Raw genomic sequence first — 22,181 nt, 5'->3', positions numbered from 1 at the left:
ATTGCGCACAGAGGGCGGCTGTTGTCCGTTTTTTTGTATTAATAGTAGCATTACTAATGCCTTACAAGACAGTTCATATAAGCCCCGTTTCGCCCCGACAATCGAGGGCGTCGGTGCTGGTAATTTATACCGGTGGCACTTTTGGAATGGTCTATGACCCCAAAGCCAGCGGTCTCATTCCGTTTGATTTTGATCGGGTGCTTGATCGCGTACCAGAGTTAAATCGACTCGACTTCGATATTACGATACTCACCCTGCAGGAAGTCATCGACTCATCGAATATGAAGCCTGCTATCTGGGTCGAATTGGCACAGATTATCCAGGACTCCTACGATGAATATGACAGTTTTGTCATTCTTCATGGCACAGACACCATGTCATACACGGCATCGGCGTTGAGTTTTATGCTGGTTGGGCTGAATAAGCCGGTTATTCTCACCGGGGCTCAACTGCCAATCGGTGTGGCCCGCAGCGATGCCCGTGAAAATTTCATCACCGCCCTCGAAATCGCGGCCGCCGTGGACTCTGCGGCCGCGATTTATGACGGTAGCGAATCAGCAACACATAAAGGTATTCCTATTGTACCGGAAGTGTGTGTGTACTTCAATTCGCTGCTGTTGCGGGGCAACCGATCTACTAAACAGGAAAGTGTTCAGTTCAATGCCTTTGCCTCCGAAAATTACCCGCATCTGGCCACGGCGGGGGTGAGTATTGACTACAATCGCTTGTTCATCCGCCCTTACCAGCCCGGCCTGCGATTGAGCCTTCGCACTGTACTGGACTCTAACATAACCATTCTGAAGCTCTTTCCTGGAATCACACAACCGGTTGTCGAGTCGATCGTGAACATTCCCAATCTTCGGGCGGTGGTTCTGGAAACGTTTGGTGCTGGGAATGCGCCTACCGATGGCTGGTTTCTGGATACCATTAAGCGAGCCATTGACCGGGGCGTTGTGTTTTTCAATGTGTCGCAATGTGAAGGGGGCCGCGTAACCCAGGGCCAATACCAAACCAGTAAGCAGTTGCTGCAAATTGGGGTCGTTAGTGGGGCCGATATAACCACCGAAGCCGCTGTTACAAAACTGATGGTTTTGCTTGGCCAGGAACAGGATGCGGGGAAACTGCGCTTACTTCTTGCTCAGCCAATTAGTGGCGAAATGAGTGAATAATCACTTTTTTTATAAATTAGCTATTGCGTTTTTACAGTCAAACATGCATCTTTGCACTCCCAAAAGGACAAAGAGAGCTGCCAGAGTGGTCGAATGGGTCTGATTCGAAATCAGAAGTACTCGCAAGGGTACCGGGGGTTCGAATCCCTCGCTCTCTGCCGGAAGTCAGCAAACCAACTTGCTGACTTCGTTTTTAGAGAGGTGTCCGAGTGGTTGAAGGAGCACGCCTGGAAAGTGTGTATGCGGGCAACCGTATCGAGAGTTCGAATCTCTTCCTCTCTGCATTGAATCCCATAATGAGCTGTTTTTTAGCTGGTTATGGGATTCTTTCGTTTAGATTAGTAGTCTTTTAAATAAGGTTCAAGGTCGCTTGGTTCGATTTTGAATACTTGGTAATAAATAAAAGAACTATTGAAATGATCAGATGGTGAAATTGGCTTACATGCGTTTATTACTCGCGTTGTTTCCCTGTATTTCGCATGCTTTACGGTCTTGAATTGACCTATTTAACTACTCAACAGCCTTTATTTTATTAAATACCCGCTTCTTAAAGAATTTTAAGCCGAGTAGTCTTGCAGAAGATAGGTACTCTCTTTAGATCTATGGTAGTGATGGCTTTCAGTTGCTCGCTAGATAATCACATCAATGAAATAAGATAGATAATTGGTAATTTTGGTGACATTTTTTTGTAAATCGCATCCAGACTTTGCAGTCATGAAACGTTTTCGAATCGAAAACAGATTCAATAGTGCGAAGCCATATGACTTTAACTATTAAGGGTATATTAATTATAGAAATACATTTATATGTTACAGAAAAGAGCACAGCCGTCATTAATGTAAATATACTTTCAATGATCAATCTCAACCGTAACTAACCCATGAAACTATTCTTCGCTTTTCTTCTATTAATTCCGTTTTTCAGTAGCGCCCAAGACAATTACCAGCAATCTAGCCGTAAAACACCCGTAACCGATGCTGATATGAAAGGCACCAAACGACTCTTTGGAAGAGACTTTGATGCCGGGTACCAAACTTCCATTCACGGATGGATTGTCAAGGTGGGCGATACCCTTCAAATGGGACGGGGCACCCTGCCCGATAAATCTTTTGCCTTTGCTTATCATAATCCTTCTTCGATGTCAGCCGTCTACCGGGCCGGACAGCTGGTAAAAAATTACCTGCCCAGTCAGTATACAGGGAATCGGTTGGTCATTAAGGAGCTGAACATGGTCGGTTTTAAACGCACCGGCTTTTCGATGGCTGCAATCGTGGGAGCTGGTACGCTGATTCGTTACCAGGTCGAAATAGAAAACGCCATCGAAGCCGGGGAGATTCTTCCCCCGCCCGCTCTTCGTAAATCTTCTTCATTAACTACCGTGGCCAGTGTAGCCGATGAGCTACTCAAGTTGAAGTCACTTCTCGATGCCGGGGCATTGACCAGAGAGGAATACGATGCCCAGAAGAAGAAATTACTGAATCCATAATCTATACCTAAACTAACCACACCAAATGAACGAAGACTCATTAAGTAAATTAGAAAGACTGGCTAAGCTAAAAGAGCAGGGAGTTCTTACCGATGCCGAGTTTAACATGCAGAAAGCGGCTATTCTGCAAGCTGAAGAAAAAGTTGAGGAGGAGATACAGGAAAGTAAAACATACGCTTCTAAAAACGTTGCCCAATCAACCACTGTCACCCCCGCTCATAGCCAGGTAACTGTTAAGGAGAGCAATAAGAGCGCCTGGAAATGGTTAGCGGGTATTTTTATTGGCTTACTGCTGCTCTCACTTTTACTACCAGGTAATAAGCAGGATTTAGGAAATACAACGACAACTAACCTGACTGATATTGATACAAGCCTAAGTTCGACAACCCCCGTTCCCGTAGAGCCTTCTGAGCCGACAAATTCTTGGAGTTACTACAGTGATACAGACAAGATGGGTAGTAAGTATCACATTGCATCAATCGATGCAAAAGAGCCACTTGAGTTTGATTTTCCTTATAATGGTGGATCAATAGCCTCCTTTACTGTTCGAAAAAAGAAAGGTGAAACTGATATTTATTTGAAGGTTAGTAAGGGGCAATTCATTTCCAATTCAGCTGAAGATGGCTCAGCCAGAATTCGATTTGACGATGGTAAGCCTGTAACGTATTCAACATCAGGAGCGGCCGATTATAGTTCTGATATAATATTCTTCAACGCTACCAGCTCATTGATTTCTAAACTAAAGAAATCAAAAAAGATGGTTATTGAAGTTGAGTTTTACAGCGAAGGCACAAGGCAGATTGAGTTTAATACGGCCGGATTTAAGTGGAATCGTTAAGCCATACAGACTCATTTTAATTCGTTGTTAAACCAGTTCATTTTTTAACAATTCAATCGAATATTTCCCATATTAAAGAGCTGCACTTTATATGGGAAATAAAACTACGACAAAACTTCGTGCCCTATGGCAACGATCACCAACCCGCACTACGCCACCATGACCACCCGGTTTCGTCAGTTCAGAAAGCACCTGGGCTTATCACAGTCCCAGTTTGACGAAAAGCCAAGCATTGATCAGACAACTGTTTCGGCTATTTAGGTGGGGAAAGTAGATGTGACGATTCGAATGGTTTACTTACTCATGGAGATCGATTGTGATCCAGACTGGCTCATGTTTGCCCGAGGACCTATGAAACTAGTAAGGCAGAAAGATTTGCAGCTACTGTGGAAGTCAGGGAACTTCCTGAATCCACTGAATATGTTGTAAAGATTGTAAAATGATTTCTCCAAAAAACTCAATTTAAAGATATAGTGATGGGAATATTAAAAAGAAATAAAGAAGCTATATTAATTAGTTTACTATGTAGTTTTGTGTTCTATTTTATTGACATATTTCTAAATAATATTGGACCTTATATAATTGGTATCCTGACAAATGTAAGTGTTAGGTTCTCGAATTTATATTATTCGAAAATGAGTAAAGGGACGTTATTGGATTTGTCCGCTGTTACTATTTTTATATTAATATTCTGTGCGATATTGGTCTATGCAATTTTTATGTTTAATGGCATATATAGAAAACAACATCGCTATGATAATAGGGTCTTGCAAATTGTAGGGCTAATTAATCTTCCTTCAATAGACGATAAAGATAAACTATTATTAGAGGATGATTTAAAATTTGCTATCAAAGAGATACGTGAGCGACAACCTTTATCTGTGAATAAAGAAGGTGTTAGATTGTTTGAAAAAATCATTTTGACACTATTTCTCGTTAATAGCTTTTTTTACTTTATAATCGGGGCATTTTACTTCTCTATCGCAATTGAAAATATAAGATTTCATAATGCAATAACGATTGTTAAACCATATCTTAAAGATGTCGAAGTTGACCTTTTAGAATCTAAATGGTTATTAATGAGAAATAAAAATGATTATAAATCTATACATAACTCAATTGATAAAACTTTGAAATTAAACAAAATTGACTTGAAATTATAATCACTTCCACACGTCCTCTATCGCATCATTGACATCACTCTGATGCAATTCCGACAAGTACACCTCGGTGGTTGCTAACTTTGAATGACCCAGGGCCGCACTGATTTTCCGTTTGCCCGATATCTTACTATCAGCTAGCGTCGCGAAGGTATGCCGGGCCACGTGGGTGGTGAGATTTACCGGTATTTCAGCAAGAATGGCAACTTCCTTTAGGGCCACGTTGACCATCCCTGTCTTACTCTCAATCTGCTGGATGAGCCGCTCCCGGTTTTGCTGGTCTGTGAGTTTCGGTACTTCCTCGTAGCCCGACAGCCAGGGTAACAGGAACAGCCCCGGTACCTTCTCCAAATATCGGCTCACAATCTCCTTTGCTTTCGGGTTGAGACGGACATCGATCAGATCGCCGGACTTCATGCTGGTGTACTCCAGATACCAGGTGTTGCCTTCCTTACGGATGTTTTCCTTTCGCCAGTTAAGGGCATCGCTGATGCGGGTACCGTACGCGAAGAACTGCATCAGAAAGGTATTGCGGGCATCATCGAGCCGCCCCGTCAACGGCACCGATTCCAGTGCTGCCAGTTGTTCCGGCGTGAGCTTGAGCTTGCGTACCTTCTGCTCTTTGAATTCCAGAAAGGCCGTTGGATTACCAGTGGTCAGCCTGCGCTTGCGGGCATCATTGTAAAGGGTTGTGATAAAGGCAATCCGGCGGTGCAGGGTATAGACCGATTTGGTACCATTCACCCGTAGCCAATTAGCCCACTTCAATAGCAAGTCTTCATCGACGATATCCATATGGATTTCATTCTGCACACCCAGTGCATTCATACCGAGGTATTCGGCCAGTTTGGTGAGATGACCTCCGTATTTCTCTGCCGTGTGAAACTGTCCCTTCTGCCTACAACGCTCCACGTAGCGATTGCCGTGGAAGAGCAAATAAGCATCCTGATTTAGAGTTGCAACCGTAGTTGCAATGATATCGGCCGGGTCAATGGGCTTCCCTTTCATCAGGGCCATGTTCAATTTTTTTTCTTTATTGAATGCATCGATGATGGTTGCATTCAAAACCAGTACATTCGGGTGCTTAATGACACGTCCGTCAGTGGCGTCGAATTGCTGAGGTTTCACCCGGCAGAGGATTCTGCGCTTTCAGATCGTACCCGTTAATGACTTAACAATGCACTGGAGCATGACAGGCTGGGTTCCATCCGTGTACTTTTTTGTGTGCAGGATGACCTTGACGGAGGCTGACATAGGAGGGGCTTGGTTGCAAGTGAGTTGCAACGATAGTAGTAGTAATTACATACTCCTTTCAATTCAACCCGGTTACTTAGGGCTTTACGGCTACGTAAAGTAAGTTTTTCATTAAGGAGTTGAAATACTATAGCCCTATTGGCGTATCTTCCTCTCTGAGTTGAAGTCTGCAAGTAATTCTTGCAGACTTTTTTTGTGAATTTTTATAAAGCGCCTAAAATAGGCAGGGCCAGCGTAAGACACTGGCCCTGATACCTTTCTCTCATCTACCACATTCTCCCACTAGCACTCTTTTTGTTGAAGTTGTGGGATCTACCTAATCCTGGTCCTTCAGAATTAACTAGCAACTAGAACAACATATTTAAAATAGCTCTGAAAAGTTAACAAAAAATGATTATATGGTAACCATAAATTTAAAAAAAAATATTTTAGTTTATTTATGGCAAACGTTGGATTAGCTACTAGTACCAAGAATGGCTACTAGTTTATACTAAAGTATTTTCATATTTGTGGAGTCAATTGAACGAACATTCTAAAAAACTAACGTTTATGTGGCAGGAACAGGATAACCAGCTTAGTCGTAATTTTCAATTTACTGATTTCAGTGAGGCATTTGCGTTCATGACCCGCGTGGCACTCATTGCCGAGAAAATGGATCACCATCCCTGGTGGTCGAATGTATACAACCAGGTCACCATCAAACTGTCGACCCACGATGCAGGTAATGTCGTAACCGAAAAAGATCGCACGATGGCCGGAGCGATTGATGCACTGGTCGGTTAGTCAGGAGTTTCCAGTGCAGACGGTAATAAGACCATAAACGGCTGTTGACTGCCGACTATCGACTATCTTGCAGCATGAAATTGTACCTCGTACCGACGCCCATCGGTAACCTTGATGATATAACACTGCGAGCTATTAAAGTCCTGCAAAGTGTCGATTCCATTCTGGCCGAAGACACCCGCACGTCGGGTGTTCTGCTGCGCCATTTGAATATTAGTAAACCTCTGCACAGCTATCATATCTTCAATGAACACCAAACCGTTCAGCGGTTGGTCAATCAGTTAAAAGAAGGCAAAACGCTGGCCCTGGTTTCTGATGCGGGTACGCCGGGTATATCAGATCCGGGCTTCCTGCTCGTTCGTGAATGCATCAAAAATGAAATAACGGTCGAGTGTCTGCCCGGACCTACCGCCTTTGTTCCGGCCCTCGTCAACTCCGGCCTGCCCAATGACCGGTTTACCTTCGAAGGCTTTTTGCCACACAAAAAAGGAAGACAGACCCGGCTGGCCGAACTGGCAGGCGAGGAGCGGACGATGGTTTTTTATGAATCACCCCACCGCCTGTTAAAAACCCTTCAGCAGTTTGCCGATGTGTTCGGCCATGACCGTCCGGCCAGTGTGTCGCGGGAGCTCACCAAGCTCTTTGAAGAAAATCAGCGTGGGTCGTTGTCCGAACTAATTACTTATTTTGCTCAGAAAACCATTAAAGGCGAACTCGTCGTTTGTGTACAGGGCAAAGAACCAAGCCGTGGCAAGGCTAAACGAGTATATGATACTGAACTTGAGAATACCGAAAATGACGAGGAAGATGAGTAGTTGGCCGGGAGCTGAGAGCCTGGTGACTGGAAAGCTGATGTATAAGCTACTGATGGCGCTGATCGTATCGCTCAGCCTGCATCAGTCGTCATTTAGCCAGACGCTATCCCCTTCGGCGCGGGTTAGCCTGATAACATACGGACCGGGTGATGATGACATTTCGTCGGCCTTTGGACATACCGAAATACGGTTTGTCGATCCTGCGTTGGGCATGGACCAGGATTATAGCTATGGAGGATTTGACTACCGCGCCGACTATTTTATTCTCAAATTCCTGCGGGGTACGCTTCCTTATTTTGTGTCCGTTCATAATTTATTCCAGGTCGCATACTATTACCAGCAAACGAACCGGAGCATTCGGGAGCAGCAACTGAACCTGTCACCCACCCAGCGTCAGCGGCTCTTCGACGCCTTGCAAAAGAATTACCAACCCGAAAACCGGGAGTATCGGTACAAGTTCTACTACGATAACTGCGCCACCCGGCCTCGCGACATGATCGTTGAAGCGTGTGGAGATAGTCTGATCATTCCATCCCGCGACCGAATGACGGGCAAGTCGTACCGCGATTGGATGAACGACTACCTCAACGAACGGCCCTGGTATCAGTTAGGAATGAATCTGGCCATTGGCTGGCCCGCAAACGAACAGACCGACGGCTGGCGGGCCATGTACCTGCCCGATCAGGTGCACGACCAATTCAATAAAGCGACGGTGCGTCAGGCAAATGGGCAGTTGATCCCATTCGTGCAGAATGACCAGACGATATATGCCGCGCAAAAAACCTTTCGGCAGCAAGTCCCCATCTTTTTCGATCCCGACGTTGTGTTTACCATTCTGGGAATCATTATCGCGGTATTCACGATCCGCCGATACGTAACCTACGGGAGGGTTGACCGCTGGTTCGACCGGTTTTTATTCAGCATCTGTGGCTTTATGGGCTGGTTCCTGGTGCTGCTCTGGGCAATCCGGGACGATGGCGTTACGGGCTGGAATCCAACCCTGTTGTTTCTGATGCCACTGCACCTACCGCTAATTTACTGGGCAACCAGTTCAACAGCTACCGCCAAACGCCGGACGATGTATTTCGGAATTACCGCGTTGCTGCTTGTGCTGAGTATGTTTCTGTCAAAAATTCCGGGGGGCGTCGACATCGTTTTCCCGTTAACACTGCTTGTCCGGTGCCTTGTGAATATGCAGCCTGTGCGTCAGGGCCAGCAAACGCCCATGCGGGTGGCCTGATGAGCATCTGGTTATAAATGGGGAGGCAGGTGCTTTATCCGGATGAAAGAACAAACCCGCAATCGATCATCCATGAAAAAACTACTACTGCCCGGTCTGCTCCTGATATGGGTTCAGATGGGGCTGGCTCAGCCCGTCGAACGGCTCGTTAAGGTCATCGTTACGCCCGACCACGCCGACTGGCTCTATAAGACCGGCGAACCGGTCAAATTCAATATTTCGGTTTACCGAAGCAACGTACTGCTTCGTGGGGCTAAACTTCGGTACGAAATCGGACCGGAGAAGATGGAGCCGACCAAGAGAGAAACCGTTACATTAAAAGAGGGGACTCTTGCCCTGGAGGGCGGCACGATGAAAACCGCCGGTTTCCTGCGTTGCATTGCCACCGTTGAACTCGATGGGAAAGAATACCGGGGGCTAACGACGGCTGGCTTCGAGCCTTTAACCATTAAACCAACGGTAGCCAATCCCCCCGATTTTAAAGCTTTCTGGGATAAGGCGAAAGCCGATCTGGCCAAAGTGCCAATGGATGCCCGCATGACGTTGCTGCCCGAACGGTGTACGGAGTTAACCAATGTGTATCAACTCAATTTACAGAATATCAATAATTCGCGCTTCTACGGGATCTTGTGCATTCCAAAAAAGGAAGGTAAGTATCCGGCCATATTGCGTGTTCCGGGCGCTGGTGTTCGTCCCTACGGGGGGATGATCGCTGAGGCTGAAAAGGGATTTATTACGCTCGAAGTGGGCATTCATGGCGTACCCGTAACGATGGACCCCATCGTGTATGACAACCTGAGCCGAGGCCCTTTAAATGGCTACCAAGCCGCTAATCTCGACGATAAGGACCGGTATTACTACAAACGGGTTTACCTGGGTTGTGTGCGGGCAGTGGATTTCCTGGCGAGTATGCCGCAGTACGACGGACAGAATATGGCTGTTACAGGTGGCAGCCAGGGGGGAGCGCTCAGTATCGTTACGGCTGGTCTGGATTCCAGAATCAAGTGGGTAGGGGCCTATTATCCGGCTTTGAGTGATATGACAGGTTACCTCAACGGACGCGCCGGTGGCTGGCCTCATTTGTTCGCTGGCGATAATCTGGCCTATAACAATAAGCCCGACCGGATCAAAACGGTTGGTTATTATGATGTGGTCAATTTCGCCCGACAGGTAAACGTGCCGGGCTACTACTCCTGGGGGTTCAATGATGAGACCTGCCCGCCTACCTCCATGTACGCGGCTTACAACGTGATCCCCGGCCCTAAGATGCTGGACACCGCATCATCGCTGGATACGGGCCACTGGACCTATCCGGAACAGACCGAAAAAATGACCAATTGGCTGCTTGGTCAATTGAAAGGCTTGAAATAACAGCGACATACGGCTGAAAAGATGCGTCATGGAGGACTTGCCGGTTTTCTCTGCGTGACTTTTCAGCCGTGTGACAGATGAACGCAACCAAAATAACCGATTTTCTGTACATATAGTATGCAACTCTTCGTCAACCCCGCCCTCAACGATACCCTTAAAGCCAGCCTTCTGCAACAACTTCCGGCTGGTATAAACGCTGTCTTTAAGCAGGATATTCCTGAAGAAGAACAACAGGTGGCTTTCCGGTCAGCCGATTTTATCCTGGGCAATCCCCCGGCCGCCTGGTTTTCAGAAAAGATGCCCGCTCTGAAGTTCTGGCAGCTCGACTCGGCCGGATTCGACGGCTACAAAAATGTCCAGATACAGACCGCAATTGCCAACATGGGCGACTACTTTGCCCGCCCCTGTGCAGAAACCATGCTGGCAGGTATTCTGGCATTTTACCGCTGCATTCCCGAGTTAACTTTGCTTCAATACCGGTCGGAGTGGGTTGGGGCTCCCATTCGTTCCCATACTAACCTGTTGTCACATAAACGGGTCATTATTTTGGGAACGGGAACCATCGGGCAGGCAGTCCGGCAAATGCTTACCGGGTTTTCGTGCGTTGTCAAAATGCTGGCCCGCACCGACCACACAGCCGACCTGCATTCAGCCGTTGAACTGATCGACGAATTACCCCAAACGGATATTGTCATCAACTGCCTACCCGGCACAGCCAAAGGATTTGTTTCTGAAGCCGTAATCAGGGCCATGCGTCCCGGTAGTTTATACGCCAACGTGGGTCGGGGAACCACAACCGACGAACCAGCTTTAATCAGTGCTCTGCAATCCGGGCATCTGGGTGGGGCGGTTTTGGATGTAACCGATACGGAGCCGTTGCCGACAGCAAGCCCGTTGTGGACGATGCCAAACGTGGTATTAACGCAGCACACGGGCGGTGGACAGCCAGACGAAGACGCGGGTAAAGTTATTCTGTTTCTCGAAAACCTAACACGCTTCCTGGCGGGGGAGTCCTTGCAGAATGCCGTCGAACTAGGCCGGGGCTATTAAGTATAAGTTGGGGTGAATTGCCCGTTTTGGCTGAATTATGCCCGTTTTTCAACTTTTTTTTGTATATTTAAGGAGTCAACATGTATTACACTGTTTGATAAATCTGCGTACTTATCCTGTGGAATAGTTCCTGAAGCAAGTCAATGATAAACGAAGAAAATGAACAACCGCTAGAGGACGACAATCAGCAGCCAGAGGCAAACCCATCTGCCGAAGGCACCGATCTGACTGATGACCTTGCACCGGAAGAGCAACCAATTAAGACAACCACTGAAGTGCTGCATGACCAGACGGTTGTGTCGGGCTTATACGAAAATTACTTTCTCGATTACGCTTCCTACGTTATTCTTGAGCGGGCGGTCCCCGCTGTTGAAGATGGTTTGAAACCCGTTCAGCGCCGGATTCTTCATGCCCTGAAAGAGATGGATGATGGCCGCTTCAACAAAGTGGCTAACGTGATCGGGCAAACGATGCAGTTTCACCCCCACGGCGATGCGTCTATTGGGGAAGCGCTGGTCAACATTGGCCAGAAAGAACTTCTTTTCGATACGCAGGGAAGCTGGGGTGATGTGCGTACCGGCGACGGTGCCGCTGCCCCGCGCTATATCGAGGTACGGCTGTCCAAGTTTGCGCAGGATGCCATTTATAATGACAAAACTACCGAGTGGCAACTGTCTTACGATGGTCGTAAACGGGAGCCGGTAACCCTCCCGGTCAAGTTCCCGCTGCTGCTGGCGCAGGGCGTTGAAGGGATCGCCGTTGGCCTGTCGACGAAGATTTTGCCCCATAACTTCAATGAACTCATTGAAGCCTCAATAAATATTCTTAAGGATAAACCCGTATCGCTTTTTCCTGATTTTCAAACGGGCGGCTTGATCGATGTAAGTAATTATAACGACGGACATCGGGGTGGTAAAGTCCGGGTGCGGGCCAAAATTGAAGAAGTCGACAAGAAGATTCTGGCCATTCGCGATGTTCCGTATGGAGTGACAACCTCACAACTGATCGATTCTATTGTCAAGGCGGCTGAATTAGGAAAAATCCGGATCAAGGCACCCAGTCGCAACGTAGCAGCAGTAGTCGATAACACGGCTAAAGACGTCGAGATTCTGGTTCATCTGCAACCCGGCGTTTCGCCCGATGTGACCATCGACGCCTTGTATGCTTTTACCGATTGTGAAGTATCCATTTCGCCCAATGCCTGCGTTATCATTGGCGATAAGCCGCATTTTGTTAGTGTAACCGATATTCTTCGGGTGAACACGCATCAAACGGTGCACCTGCTGCAACGCGAGCTAGAGATCCGGCGTAGTGAATTGATGGAGCGACTGCTGTACAGTTCGCTGGAAAAGATATTCATCGAGAACCGGATTTACCGTAAAATTGAGGAATGCGAAACCTTTGAGGCTGTTCTCGAAGCGATCGATAAGGCGCTCAAGCCGCACAAAAAGCTGTTTTATCGAGTCATTACCCAAGATGACCTGATCCGGTTAACGGAAATTAAAATTAAACGAATTTCCAAATACGACGGCTTCAAGGCGGAAGAGTTGATGCGTCGGCTGGAGCAGGAACTAGCCGAAACCGAAGATAACCTGGCCAACATCACGCGCTTTGCCATCGCCTATTACAAAGAATTGCAAAAGAAATACGGCAAAGGCCGCGAGCGCAAAACGGAAATCCGGGCGTTCAACACCATTGCCGCCAGTATCGTGGCCGCTGCCAACCAAAAGCTGTATGTCGATCGCGAAGGGGGCTTTATTGGCTATGGGTTGAAGAAAGATGAATACGTTAGTGACTGTTCGGATATTGACGACATCATCATTTTTCGGCGTGATGGAAAATGTATGGTCGTTAAAGTTGCGGAGAAAGTGTTTGTCGGCAAGGATATTGTATATGTTTCGGTATTCAAGAAGAACGATGAGCGCAAGATTTACAACCTGGTTTATCTGGACGGGAAATCCGGCATTTCGATGACCAAGCGGTTTCCGGTAACGGGCGTTACGCGTGATCGGGAATACGACCTGACTATGGGTAATCCGAAATCTAAATTGACCTATTTTAGTGCCAACGATAATGGAGAGGCTGAAGTCATTACGATTAATCTGACGGCCCAGTGTACGGCTAAGATCAAGCAATTTGACTTTGATTTTGCTTCTGTTGGCATCAAAAACAGGTCTGCACAGGGGAATATTTTAACCAAATACCCCGTGCGTAAAATAACTCAGAAATCGGGTGGCGTCTCAACGCTGGGTGGTGTGGATATCTGGTACGATGAGCACCTCGGGCGGCTTAACCGGGATGAGCGCGGTAGACTGTTAGGTAACTTCGATGCGAAAGACTGTATACTCGTCGTTTATAAGGAAGGGCAGTATGAGCTGACGAGTTTCGACCTGACCAATCGATACGAGCCTAATGAGGTAGCTATTCTGGTTAAATTCGAACCCGACACAGTATTGTCTGCTGTGTATTATGAAGCTAATCAGAAGGCCTGGTATGTGAAGCGCTTTAAAGTTGAAACAACCACGATCGACAAGAAATTTAGCTTCATTGGTGATGCAAAAGGGTCTAAGAACCTGTCCGTTACCGCCGACCGTTATCCCCGAATTGAAATCACTCATCAGGTGAAAGATCGGGGGCCGCTGGAAAAGATGGTTCTGGAGCCGGAAGGCTTTATTGATATTCGTGGATGGAAGGCGCTTGGAAACAAATTGCCTTTTGCCAAAGTAAAGGATGTAAAACTGCTGGCACCAAAACTTGTAAAAGAATCTGTTGCTCCGGAACTTGTGGTGGATTCCGATACGGTTGCCGCTCCGGAAGTAGAAGAGAAAGAGTCGATTCAGTTGGGCTTGTTCTCTTAAAAAATTGACGTACTTTAAGTTGTAGGCCATCCAATGGCCTACAACAAAGCGTATATAGGTATGGTAAGGATACCCATTTAAGCCTTCTTTAAATGAATACGACCTTGGCAACGGACTACAGTAACGACATGCCCCGTGAAGCGGCTGGAGTCCGTGCGGTCAAGCGTGTCATTAAGTTGCTCATTGCTTTAGGGTTTATTGGCGCTACTGTCGTGCTGGTTAGTAACTGGTGGGTAGTCTATAACACACGTAACCAGATTTACTTTGATATTCACGAGTTACCGGTCAATGACGTAGGGCTGGTTCTGGGAACCAGCAAATTTGTTCGGACAGGCAAAGAAAACCTGTTTTTCCGGTATCGAATGGAAGCCACCGCCCGGCTTTGGAAAGAAGGCAAAGTGAAATACCTGATTCTGAGTGGTAACAACGATTCTGAATACTATAACGAACCCGTCGATATGCAGCGGGCGTTGGTGAAACTGGGCATTCCCGCATCAGTCATGACACTCGATTATGCCGGCTATCGAACCTTCGATTCAGTAGTGCGCTGTAAAGACGTATTCAACCAGGAAAAGATTACGATTATCTCTCAGAACTTCCACAACGCACGCGCCCTCTATATTGGTAATCATGAGGGAATCGAAGCCATTGCCTTTGCCGCCCAGGATGTTCCCGATGGATATTCATTGCGCACCCTGATTCGGGAATACCTAGCTCGCCCGTATGCGCTGCTTGATGTGTATCTACTTCGTCCCCAACCTGAGAAAGGCAATTGGGAGCGGAAACGTAATTCCTGAACGGTCTGCTCCGCGCTCATTTCCGGCTTCGCCCTTCTTTTCGAATCCCTACATAAAAGCCAATGTTATTGGTATAAAGATCACCAATATCTGTAGCGACAGATGCGTTAGCTGTTAGTCCGTGTAAACTGGAAACAGGGGCTGAAAGACTTAAAACGGATGAAAATTGACGAATCGGTTGTAGGAAGGGTATTTCGTAGGTACCCAGGTTCTCGCTGTAAGATGCTTTCGCCTGAAAAGTTAAAAAGTCATAAGCCTTGCCGGAAAGGCCAATGTGCATGACAGCGACCCGGTTATTATTGGTAAATCCGTATTGAGGCAACTCGCTTCGACTGTCCTGGGTTGGGGTAATAAAGGGCGTTCCCATGGTTAAACCAAAGCGGGACCATCCATCCTGATACTGCGAATGATTGAAATAGTTGTCGCGTCCCCGCTGGGCGTCATTTTCCAGGAATAGGGGCCCGCCCTGATTTTGCGTAAACAAATACTCCAGCAGTAACTGGTCAATCCGTAAGCCGGTAGGCTTCGCAGGCCGCCGATTTCGGAATCGAAGCCCGTGCAGTCCATCCTTTAAATTGGTCAGATGGAAAAGAGAACCATCTTCATAGATACTCTGGCGGTAAGCGAAAATGGAAAATTGACGGGCTACGTACTCAAAGCCAATATCCACGGTACCCAGGTGATTGCCTATTCGGTTTTCCCGGTCAAACGAACTTACACGATTCGTATCGACATTGGTGCGGTTGCCGAGCGAACTGGCGGTAATCACGTCGATGTAATCAATGAAACGGTTAGGTAACTGGTTATTTTTTATAACTGATCCCGGCAGGCGTTCCGTATTTCCGCCCCACATAACCTGATGGTTTATTCCTCCATAGAGTTTGAGTCGCCAGCCCGGTTTTCCAAATCGGCCGTATATTGCCTTCTGGTGAAGCATAACATTTTTAATAAAACGGTCTTCTTCAAACCAGCCGTGAGCAAAAAAACCTTTAAAGCTAATCAACGCATGGCGGGGTAAATAGTCGGGAATAGCCAACTGGATTTTTAGCATGGGCAGGGCATTTCCCGACCAGGCATAGGAGCCGGAAGTAAGTGTTGAATCGACAAGGCCCACCAGTTCACGTCGCCTTCCTGCCCAGGCTTCCAGCGCTTTACCAAATTTAACCTTTACGTAGGCTTCCGGAATAAGCAGCTTGTAGGTATATCCGGCGTTAAGGACTGCCTCCGCACCCCAGCCCCAGTCGATTTGCCGGTTAACAGCCCGTAAACTATCCAGTTTAGTTTGTGGTGCGTCATGATAATCTACCCGAACCGCTTGCCGGAGGGTCATCAAAGCCGCTTCCTTAGGCACAATTCCGTACTGATTCGCCAGGAGCCAGAATGGAGTTTCTCCCGATGTGGCTACATAACTCCCAAGTTCGGTTCGATAGCGCACGGGCTTGCGAACCTGACTAAAGCCCTGGAATGCCAGTACATAAAAAATAAAAAATAAGCGTAAACGAGTGTGTGCCATTACCTGCTTTGCCTTTCTGTACGATCGTGTAATTCTTGTGGGCGTTGATCGGCCTGGATTAACATAGAACATAAAACATGCCACTCTTCACGTATACGAAATTGAATTATGAGAAAGCTCTGGCAACATACGCTTGGTAAAAGTGTTGTCTGTTTTTCGCAAGACCATTGATATTGCCTTACCTTTGTGTTTTGTTTGCCTGAACAGACCGACCCGTCTTAAGGAAGAATGGATCAGTCTATTGTTTGGTCAGAATAAATATTTTCAAAAAGCTTGTATTGAATTGACGTTATACAATAGACGTTGCTGAAAATAAAGACGAATAGGTGTCTTGACAATCAGGAGACTCTATGACAAATTGATTATGATACCTAACGATGAATTGATCCGTATCATCGACTTATTGAATACGACGTACGAAGGTGAAGAAGCCTGGCATGGTCCTTCAGTAGTTGATGTCCTTCGAGGTGTAACGCCCGACATGGCCGGGCGACGAATTGCACCAAACACCCACAGCATTGCCGAACTGGTTTTCCACATGACCAGCTGGCGTATTTTCTGCGTTAAAAAAATGCAGGGCGATGAAACATTTGATATTAAAACGCCCGATAAAAACTTTGGGGCGTTACCGGATAAAATTGATGATTTTGAATGGGAAGCTCTCGAAATGGAGCTTAGCCTGAGTCAGGAAGAGCTTATCAACGAACTTGATAAACGGGATGACGATGAGTTTTTGGAAGATATCGTACCTGGTCGGGATTATACATATTACGATATGCTGCATGGAGTCATTAACCATGATATGTACCATACCGGGCAAATCATGATCATCCAGAAAGCCCTGAGTTACAAAGTGGGCGGCTCCCGGTATGAAGATGACGATATCGACGAGTATGGTTCCCCTTTTGGCAGCAGCCACGAACACGACGATTATTATTGACAGGTAGTGTAAGAGTGGAGTGAGTGAAATTTGTGGAATGAGTTTTAACCAACGGATTACATCTTCAATTCTACTCATTCCATTACTATCACCTACTTTACTACATGAACTACTGGCTCGTTAAGTCTGAACCCGATACATACGGGTGGCATCATTTTATTGAACAAGGCCGTGCTACCTGGGATGGCGTTCGAAATTACCAGGCTCGCAATAACCTGAAATCAATGGCTATCGGCGATCAGGTTCTGTTTTATCACAGTGTTACCAATCCGGCCGTTGTTGGTCTGGCTACGGTAGTACGGGACTACTTTCAGGACCCGACCGTACCGGATGACGCACGCTGGGTAGCCGTTGAACTGGAACCGGTTATGGCGTTCGAAAAAGCCGTTACCCTGGCTCAGATAAAAGCCGAGCCGATGTTGTCAACCATAAGCCTCATTAAACAATCCCGCCTGTCGGTTATGCCTGTTCGGGCCGACGAGTTTGAGCTGATACTTAAAATGGGTCAGGTAATGAGTGAAGAAGTAAGCATGAATGCTGAAAAATAAGGCAAACTAATCTCTTCATTCTTTACCGGACTACTATTATGGCTGATATTCAAATAATTACTCCTTCACCCTGGGCAGATTATGAGCTTATTGATTCAGGAGATTTTCAAAAACTCGAACGATTTGGAGCTTATGTTTTAGCCCGGCCCGAGCCTCAGGCAATCTGGGATAAATCGATGAGTGATGCCGACTGGGAGCGTCGGGCACACGCCGTTTTTCGGCGGGACCGTCAATCACCCGAACGGGGCGACTGGCAGACTTCGCCTGATATGCACGACCCATGGTATGTGTCATTTCAACAGGGAGGGCTTAAGCTTAAATTTAAACTGGCGCTGACAACCTTTAAACATGTTGGGCTTTTTCCCGAACAGGCTGACAATTGGTTATACATTCACGACAAAATAAAGTCGATCTCAGCAAACGTTCCCCGACCTAAATTTCTGAATCTGTTTGCTTACACCGGTGGTGCCTCACTGGCTGCCCGACAAGCCGGCGCCGATGTTACCCACGTCGACGCAGTGAAGCCGGTTATTAGCTGGGCTCGCGAAAATATGGACCACAGTGAGCTGGACAATATCCGCTGGGTAGTGGAAGATGCCGTAAAATTTGTTCGTCGGGAGGTTCGTCGGGGTAATCGTTATAACGGCATCATTCTTGATCCACCTGCCTATGGCCGCGGGCCGGACGGAGAAAAGTGGGTACTTGAAGAACACCTTAATGACCTTCTTAAATCCTGCGCAGATCTACTGGAGCGAGATGACTTTTTCTTTATTATCAATTTGTACTCGCTGGGGTTTTCATCGCTTATTCTGGACAACCTGATGGATCAGGTTTTTGGTGAGGTGCCCAACCCGGAATGGGGAGAGCTTTATATGCAGGATAACTACCAGAAACGGCTTCCATTAGGGGTATTTTATCGATTTTCATCATGAAAAATAGTCAGGAGCGAACGAGGGGGAAAGTGAACGTGCGTTTTACGCTGACTGGAACGCACACGTTCATTCTTCCCCTTTTTCGCTCTTTCTTCTTACCACTGGCTGTATCAATCTCTTTATTTGCCTGTAGTAGTGACGATCGACAGTCAGCCCGCATTCCAGACTTTCCAAAACCGGGCGATAGCAGCCGGGTTGAAGGTGCGTTGCGGGCACTTACGCTGGCGATCAACCAATCGTCGCCAGCCTCAGCGTATGCCAAGCGGGCCGTTATTCTGCTCGCTATGGGCAGGTTGAACGAAGCCCTGGCCGACATTGACGAGGCTATAAGCCGGAATGATAACTCCGGAGCCTATTACCTAACGCGTGCTCAGGTGCTGCGGGCCTTACAGCAACCGGCCAAGGCCTTACAAAACGCTCAAAGGGCAGAAATTCTTGGCGTCGATACCCCGGAACTCTACACGCTGCAGGGGGATTTATTACAACAACAGAATCAGTTCGACAAAGCGAAGTTGTACGTCGCCAAAGCGCTACAAATGGCTCCTTATGACGGTGAAGCTTATTTTTATAATGCGCTGATGGCGGCTCGTCAGGGTGATACTGCTCAAGCACTGAATTTATACCAGCAGTCCCTTCGTTTAAAACCCCGCTTCCCGGAAACCTATAACCAACTGGCTTCCATCTACCGAACAACGGGAGATTTGAACTCGGCTTTAGTTTACAACGGTCAGGCTTTACGGTACTTTCCGCATAATCCAAGGCTGTATTATGGACGTGGGCTTATTTACCATACGGAAGGAAGACTCGATAGTGCCATGGTGTACTATCAACAAACGATTAAGAGGCAACCTGCCTATTATCAGGCCTATTTTCAGATGGGACTGATCAATCAGAAATATAGAAATTATTACGCAGCGCTGAACAACTATCAGCGAGTGCAACAATTGCGGTCACAGTTCCCGCGCATTGATACGTACATTGGTTACTGTCATGAACAAATGGGGCAGTATGACTTGGCCATAGCCGCCTACAGTAAAGCAACCCTGCAAAATGCTGCTGACAGACAAGCCGCGGCCGGTTTATGGCGCTCTCAACGAAGGCAGTACGCACAAAACTCGTATAACTCCTTATTTTTGTCGGATACAGCCGCTAAAGCGTCTAGGCAAAGCCGAAACCGAACCGAAATTGATACGACACGGGTACGCATTTCAACCATTCAGCCGAAAGCACGTGTGACAACTCAGGCTGGTGATTCGCTCCAGCGAACTGTTAAACCGATCAATTGATATAGGTTAACAGAACAGGAACCGTAAGAGAAATCACCGCTGTTATAGAACGAACAGCCAATAGTATACATGACAATTAAGTGGCTTACAGTTGTAGGTAGGCCGCGGGTACCCACAAATAAATGAGTATACACGTATGATTGCGCAGGACGAACAAATCCGCGTGACGCTGCCAGACGGTAGCGTTCGGGAATATCCCAAAGGAAGTACAGGCCTGGATATTGCCACGAAAATTAGTGAAGGTTTGGCACGTAACGTGCTGGCTGCCAAAGTGAACGGGGTAGTGCAGGACGCTACTCTGCCCATAAACGAAGATGCGAACATTCAGTTGTTGACCTGGAATGATTCGGAAGGGAAAGCTACCTTTTGGCATTCGTCGGCACACTTACTGGCCGAAGCCCTCGAATCGTTGTATCCGGGTGTAAAGTTTGGTATCGGACCAGCCATCGAAACGGGATTCTACTACGATGTCGACTTGGGAGGACAGCCTTTTTCGCAGGAAGACTTTAAGAAGGTTGAGGATAAAATGCTGGAACTGGCCCGCCAGAAACAGGCATACATCCGTAAGCCAATGAGCAAAGCCGACGCGATTGCTTATTTTGAAGAAAAAGGGGATCCTTACAAGCTCGATTTATTGGAAGGACTGGCCGATGGAACGATTACGTTTTATTCACAGGGCGATTTTACCGACCTGTGCCGGGGACCGCATATCCCGAATACCGGGTTCATTAAAGCCGCTAAGCTTATGAACGTGGCCGGAGCGTACTGGCGCGGAAATGAAAAGAATAAACAGTTGACCCGCATCTACGCAGTAACCTACCCGAAGCAGAAAGAACTCGATGAGTACCTGTTTTTACTGGAAGAGGCTAAAAAACGGGATCACCGCAAACTAGGAAAGGAACTTGAATTATTCGCCTTTTCAGAAAAAGTTGGCGCGGGTTTACCCTTGTGGCTTCCGAAGGGAACGGTGCTGCGCGAACGTCTGGAGAATTTCTTACGAAAAGCACAGGTCCGGGCGGGATATTCTCCCGTGGTAACTCCCCACATTGGCAGTAAGCAGTTGTATGTAACGTCGGGTCACTGGGAAAAATATGGTGAGGATTCATTCCAGCCTATTAAAACTCCCGACCCGAACGAGGAGTTCTTGCTGAAACCTATGAACTGCCCGCATCACTGCGAAATTTATAAAACTAAGCCCCGTTCGTATCGCGATCTGCCCCTGCGTTTGGCCGAATTCGGCACGGTGTACCGGTACGAACAGTCGGGTGAGCTGCATGGACTGACACGGGTACGGGGTTTTACGCAGGATGATGCCCACATCTTTTGCCGCCCCGATCAGGTGAAGGAAGAGTTTATGAAGGTAATCGACCTGGTGCTGTACGTGTTTAATACGCTTGGGTTCTCGGATTACAGTGCCCAGATCTCACTGCGCGATCCTGAAAATAAAACCAAATACATCGGCTCCGACGACCTTTGGGAAAAAGCAGAATCGGCTATTATCGAAGCCGCTGCCGAAAAAGGGTTGCCAACCGTAACGGAGTTGGGCGAAGCGGCTTTTTACGGCCCTAAGCTTGATTTCATGGTGCGGGACGCTATTGGGCGGAAATGGCAGTTAGGAACCATTCAGGTAGATTACAACCTGCCGAATCGATTCGAACTGGAATACATTGGTGCCGATAACCAGAAGCACCGGCCGGTTATGATTCACCGGGCACCGTTTGGATCGATGGAGCGGTTTATCGCTATTCTTATCGAAAATTCGGGCGGTAACTTCCCGCTTTGGCTATCGCCAGATCAGATTGCGATCTTGCCCATTTCTGAAAAGTACGAAGACTACGCAAACGATCTGTTCTTTACTTTGCAGGAGAACGACATCCGGGGCTTCGTCGACTTACGCGATGAGAAAATTGGTCGTAAAATACGGGATGCCGAAGTTAATAAAGTACCCTATATGTTGATCGTTGGGGATAAAGAGTCAGCCGAAGGTACAGTTTCCGTACGGCGGAAAGGCCAGGGCGATCTTGGCAGTATGCCCATTGCGGACTTCATCAGGACTTTTCAAGCTGAGGTGAAAGTATAGCGTGGTTGAGTGGTGGAGTGGCGTAGTTGTAAATACTAAAGTTGGGCCGATCGACCAACTG

At 47.2% G+C, this 22,181-nt stretch carries 19 protein-coding genes and 2 tRNA genes; 19 read left to right on the top strand and 2 right to left on the bottom strand.

The genetic code is table 11. From position 1 onward, the window contains the following. The first annotated feature begins 56 nt into the window (after window positions 1-56). From ACYVJM_RS02060 to ACYVJM_RS02030, 7 genes are all read left to right on the top strand, one after another. Window positions 57-1,169 carry an asparaginase gene (locus ACYVJM_RS02060; protein WP_461146541.1) on the top strand — a complete coding sequence of 371 codons (1,113 nt, stop codon included), beginning with the start codon at window positions 57-59 and terminating at the stop codon, window positions 1,167-1,169. A 71-nt stretch (window positions 1,170-1,240) separates the two neighbouring features. Continuing rightward, a tRNA-Ser gene (locus ACYVJM_RS02055) sits at window positions 1,241-1,327 on the top strand. A gap of 37 nt (window positions 1,328-1,364) precedes the next feature. Beyond that, window positions 1,365-1,451 (top strand) — tRNA-Ser (locus ACYVJM_RS02050). A gap of 598 nt (window positions 1,452-2,049) precedes the next feature. Continuing rightward, window positions 2,050-2,655, top strand: a complete 606-nt coding sequence (locus ACYVJM_RS02045; protein WP_461146540.1) for an SHOCT domain-containing protein — start codon at window positions 2,050-2,052, stop codon at window positions 2,653-2,655. 25 nt (window positions 2,656-2,680) lie between these two features. Beyond that, complete coding sequence (locus tag ACYVJM_RS02040) at window positions 2,681-3,493, top strand: SHOCT domain-containing protein (RefSeq protein ID WP_461146539.1); 813 nt, start codon at window positions 2,681-2,683, stop codon at window positions 3,491-3,493. A gap of 126 nt (window positions 3,494-3,619) precedes the next feature. Beyond that, the gene (locus ACYVJM_RS02035) at window positions 3,620-3,754 is read left to right on the top strand and encodes a helix-turn-helix domain-containing protein (protein WP_461146538.1); all 135 of its coding nucleotides are present in this window, start codon (window positions 3,620-3,622) and stop codon (window positions 3,752-3,754) included. Between the two features lie 374 nt (window positions 3,755-4,128). Then, entirely contained in the window at window positions 4,129-4,656 is a 528-nt protein-coding gene (locus ACYVJM_RS02030; protein WP_461146537.1) for a hypothetical protein, read from the top strand. Here ACYVJM_RS02030 and ACYVJM_RS02025 read toward each other — a convergent pair whose 3' ends face one another. Beyond that, a complete protein-coding gene (locus ACYVJM_RS02025) occupies window positions 4,657-5,781 on the bottom strand; it encodes a tyrosine-type recombinase/integrase (RefSeq protein WP_461146536.1) in 1,125 nt (374 codons plus the stop codon). A 645-nt stretch (window positions 5,782-6,426) separates the two neighbouring features. On the opposite strand from ACYVJM_RS02025, the gene ACYVJM_RS02020 reads away from it, so the two are divergent. The 7 genes from ACYVJM_RS02020 to ACYVJM_RS01990 all read left to right on the top strand — a co-directional run bounded on the left by ACYVJM_RS02020 (window position 6,427) and on the right by ACYVJM_RS01990 (window position 14,821). Then, window positions 6,427-6,690 carry a 4a-hydroxytetrahydrobiopterin dehydratase gene (locus ACYVJM_RS02020; RefSeq protein WP_461146535.1) on the top strand — a complete coding sequence of 88 codons (264 nt, stop codon included), beginning with the start codon at window positions 6,427-6,429 and terminating at the stop codon, window positions 6,688-6,690. A gap of 74 nt (window positions 6,691-6,764) precedes the next feature. Beyond that, window positions 6,765-7,505, top strand: coding sequence for a 16S rRNA (cytidine(1402)-2'-O)-methyltransferase (gene rsmI, locus ACYVJM_RS02015; RefSeq protein WP_461146534.1), 741 nt, complete (start codon window positions 6,765-6,767; stop codon window positions 7,503-7,505). After that, window positions 7,498-8,745, top strand: a complete 1,248-nt coding sequence (locus ACYVJM_RS02010) for an Lnb N-terminal periplasmic domain-containing protein (RefSeq protein WP_461146533.1) — start codon at window positions 7,498-7,500, stop codon at window positions 8,743-8,745. Before rsmI ends, ACYVJM_RS02010 begins: the two co-directional genes overlap by 8 nt. 72 nt (window positions 8,746-8,817) lie before the next feature. Continuing rightward, complete coding sequence (locus ACYVJM_RS02005) at window positions 8,818-10,116, top strand: acetylxylan esterase (RefSeq protein WP_461146532.1); 1,299 nt, start codon at window positions 8,818-8,820, stop codon at window positions 10,114-10,116. Window positions 10,117-10,233: 117 nt separating this feature from the next. Continuing rightward, a complete protein-coding gene (locus tag ACYVJM_RS02000; RefSeq protein WP_461146531.1) occupies window positions 10,234-11,166 on the top strand; it encodes a D-2-hydroxyacid dehydrogenase in 933 nt (310 codons plus the stop codon). A gap of 143 nt (window positions 11,167-11,309) precedes the next feature. Then, on the top strand, window positions 11,310-14,024 hold the full coding sequence (locus ACYVJM_RS01995; protein WP_461146530.1) for a DNA gyrase/topoisomerase IV subunit A: 2,715 nt from the start codon (window positions 11,310-11,312) through the stop codon (window positions 14,022-14,024). A 92-nt stretch (window positions 14,025-14,116) separates the two neighbouring features. Continuing rightward, on the top strand, window positions 14,117-14,821 hold the full coding sequence (locus tag ACYVJM_RS01990; protein WP_461146529.1) for a SanA/YdcF family protein: 705 nt from the start codon (window positions 14,117-14,119) through the stop codon (window positions 14,819-14,821). A 16-nt stretch (window positions 14,822-14,837) separates the two neighbouring features. Here the strand turns inward: ACYVJM_RS01990 and ACYVJM_RS01985 are convergent, their stop codons facing one another. Continuing rightward, the gene (locus tag ACYVJM_RS01985) at window positions 14,838-16,334 is read right to left on the bottom strand and encodes a capsule assembly Wzi family protein (protein ID WP_461146528.1); all 1,497 of its coding nucleotides are present in this window, start codon (window positions 16,332-16,334) and stop codon (window positions 14,838-14,840) included. A gap of 364 nt (window positions 16,335-16,698) precedes the next feature. Here ACYVJM_RS01985 and ACYVJM_RS01980 point away from each other — a divergent pair, with 364 nt between their 5' ends. From ACYVJM_RS01980 to thrS, 5 genes are all read left to right on the top strand, one after another. Further along, window positions 16,699-17,274 carry a DinB family protein gene (locus tag ACYVJM_RS01980; RefSeq protein WP_461146527.1) on the top strand — a complete coding sequence of 192 codons (576 nt, stop codon included), beginning with the start codon at window positions 16,699-16,701 and terminating at the stop codon, window positions 17,272-17,274. Between the two features lie 104 nt (window positions 17,275-17,378). Continuing rightward, window positions 17,379-17,822, top strand: a complete 444-nt coding sequence (locus ACYVJM_RS01975; protein ID WP_461146526.1) for an EVE domain-containing protein — start codon at window positions 17,379-17,381, stop codon at window positions 17,820-17,822. A gap of 38 nt (window positions 17,823-17,860) precedes the next feature. Further along, complete coding sequence (locus ACYVJM_RS01970; RefSeq protein ID WP_461146525.1) at window positions 17,861-18,754, top strand: class I SAM-dependent methyltransferase; 894 nt, start codon at window positions 17,861-17,863, stop codon at window positions 18,752-18,754. Next, window positions 18,751-20,040 carry a tetratricopeptide repeat protein gene (locus ACYVJM_RS01965; RefSeq protein ID WP_461146524.1) on the top strand — a complete coding sequence of 430 codons (1,290 nt, stop codon included), beginning with the start codon at window positions 18,751-18,753 and terminating at the stop codon, window positions 20,038-20,040. The genes ACYVJM_RS01970 and ACYVJM_RS01965 overlap by 4 nt, the downstream gene beginning before the upstream one ends. Before the next feature lie 136 nt (window positions 20,041-20,176). Continuing rightward, window positions 20,177-22,120, top strand: coding sequence for a threonine--tRNA ligase (gene thrS, locus ACYVJM_RS01960; protein WP_461146523.1), 1,944 nt, complete (start codon window positions 20,177-20,179; stop codon window positions 22,118-22,120). Window positions 22,121-22,181: the final 61 nt, after the last annotated feature.

It is taken from the genome of Spirosoma pulveris, assembly GCF_054781875.1.
This window is presented reverse-complemented; position numbering and strand designations above follow the sequence as displayed.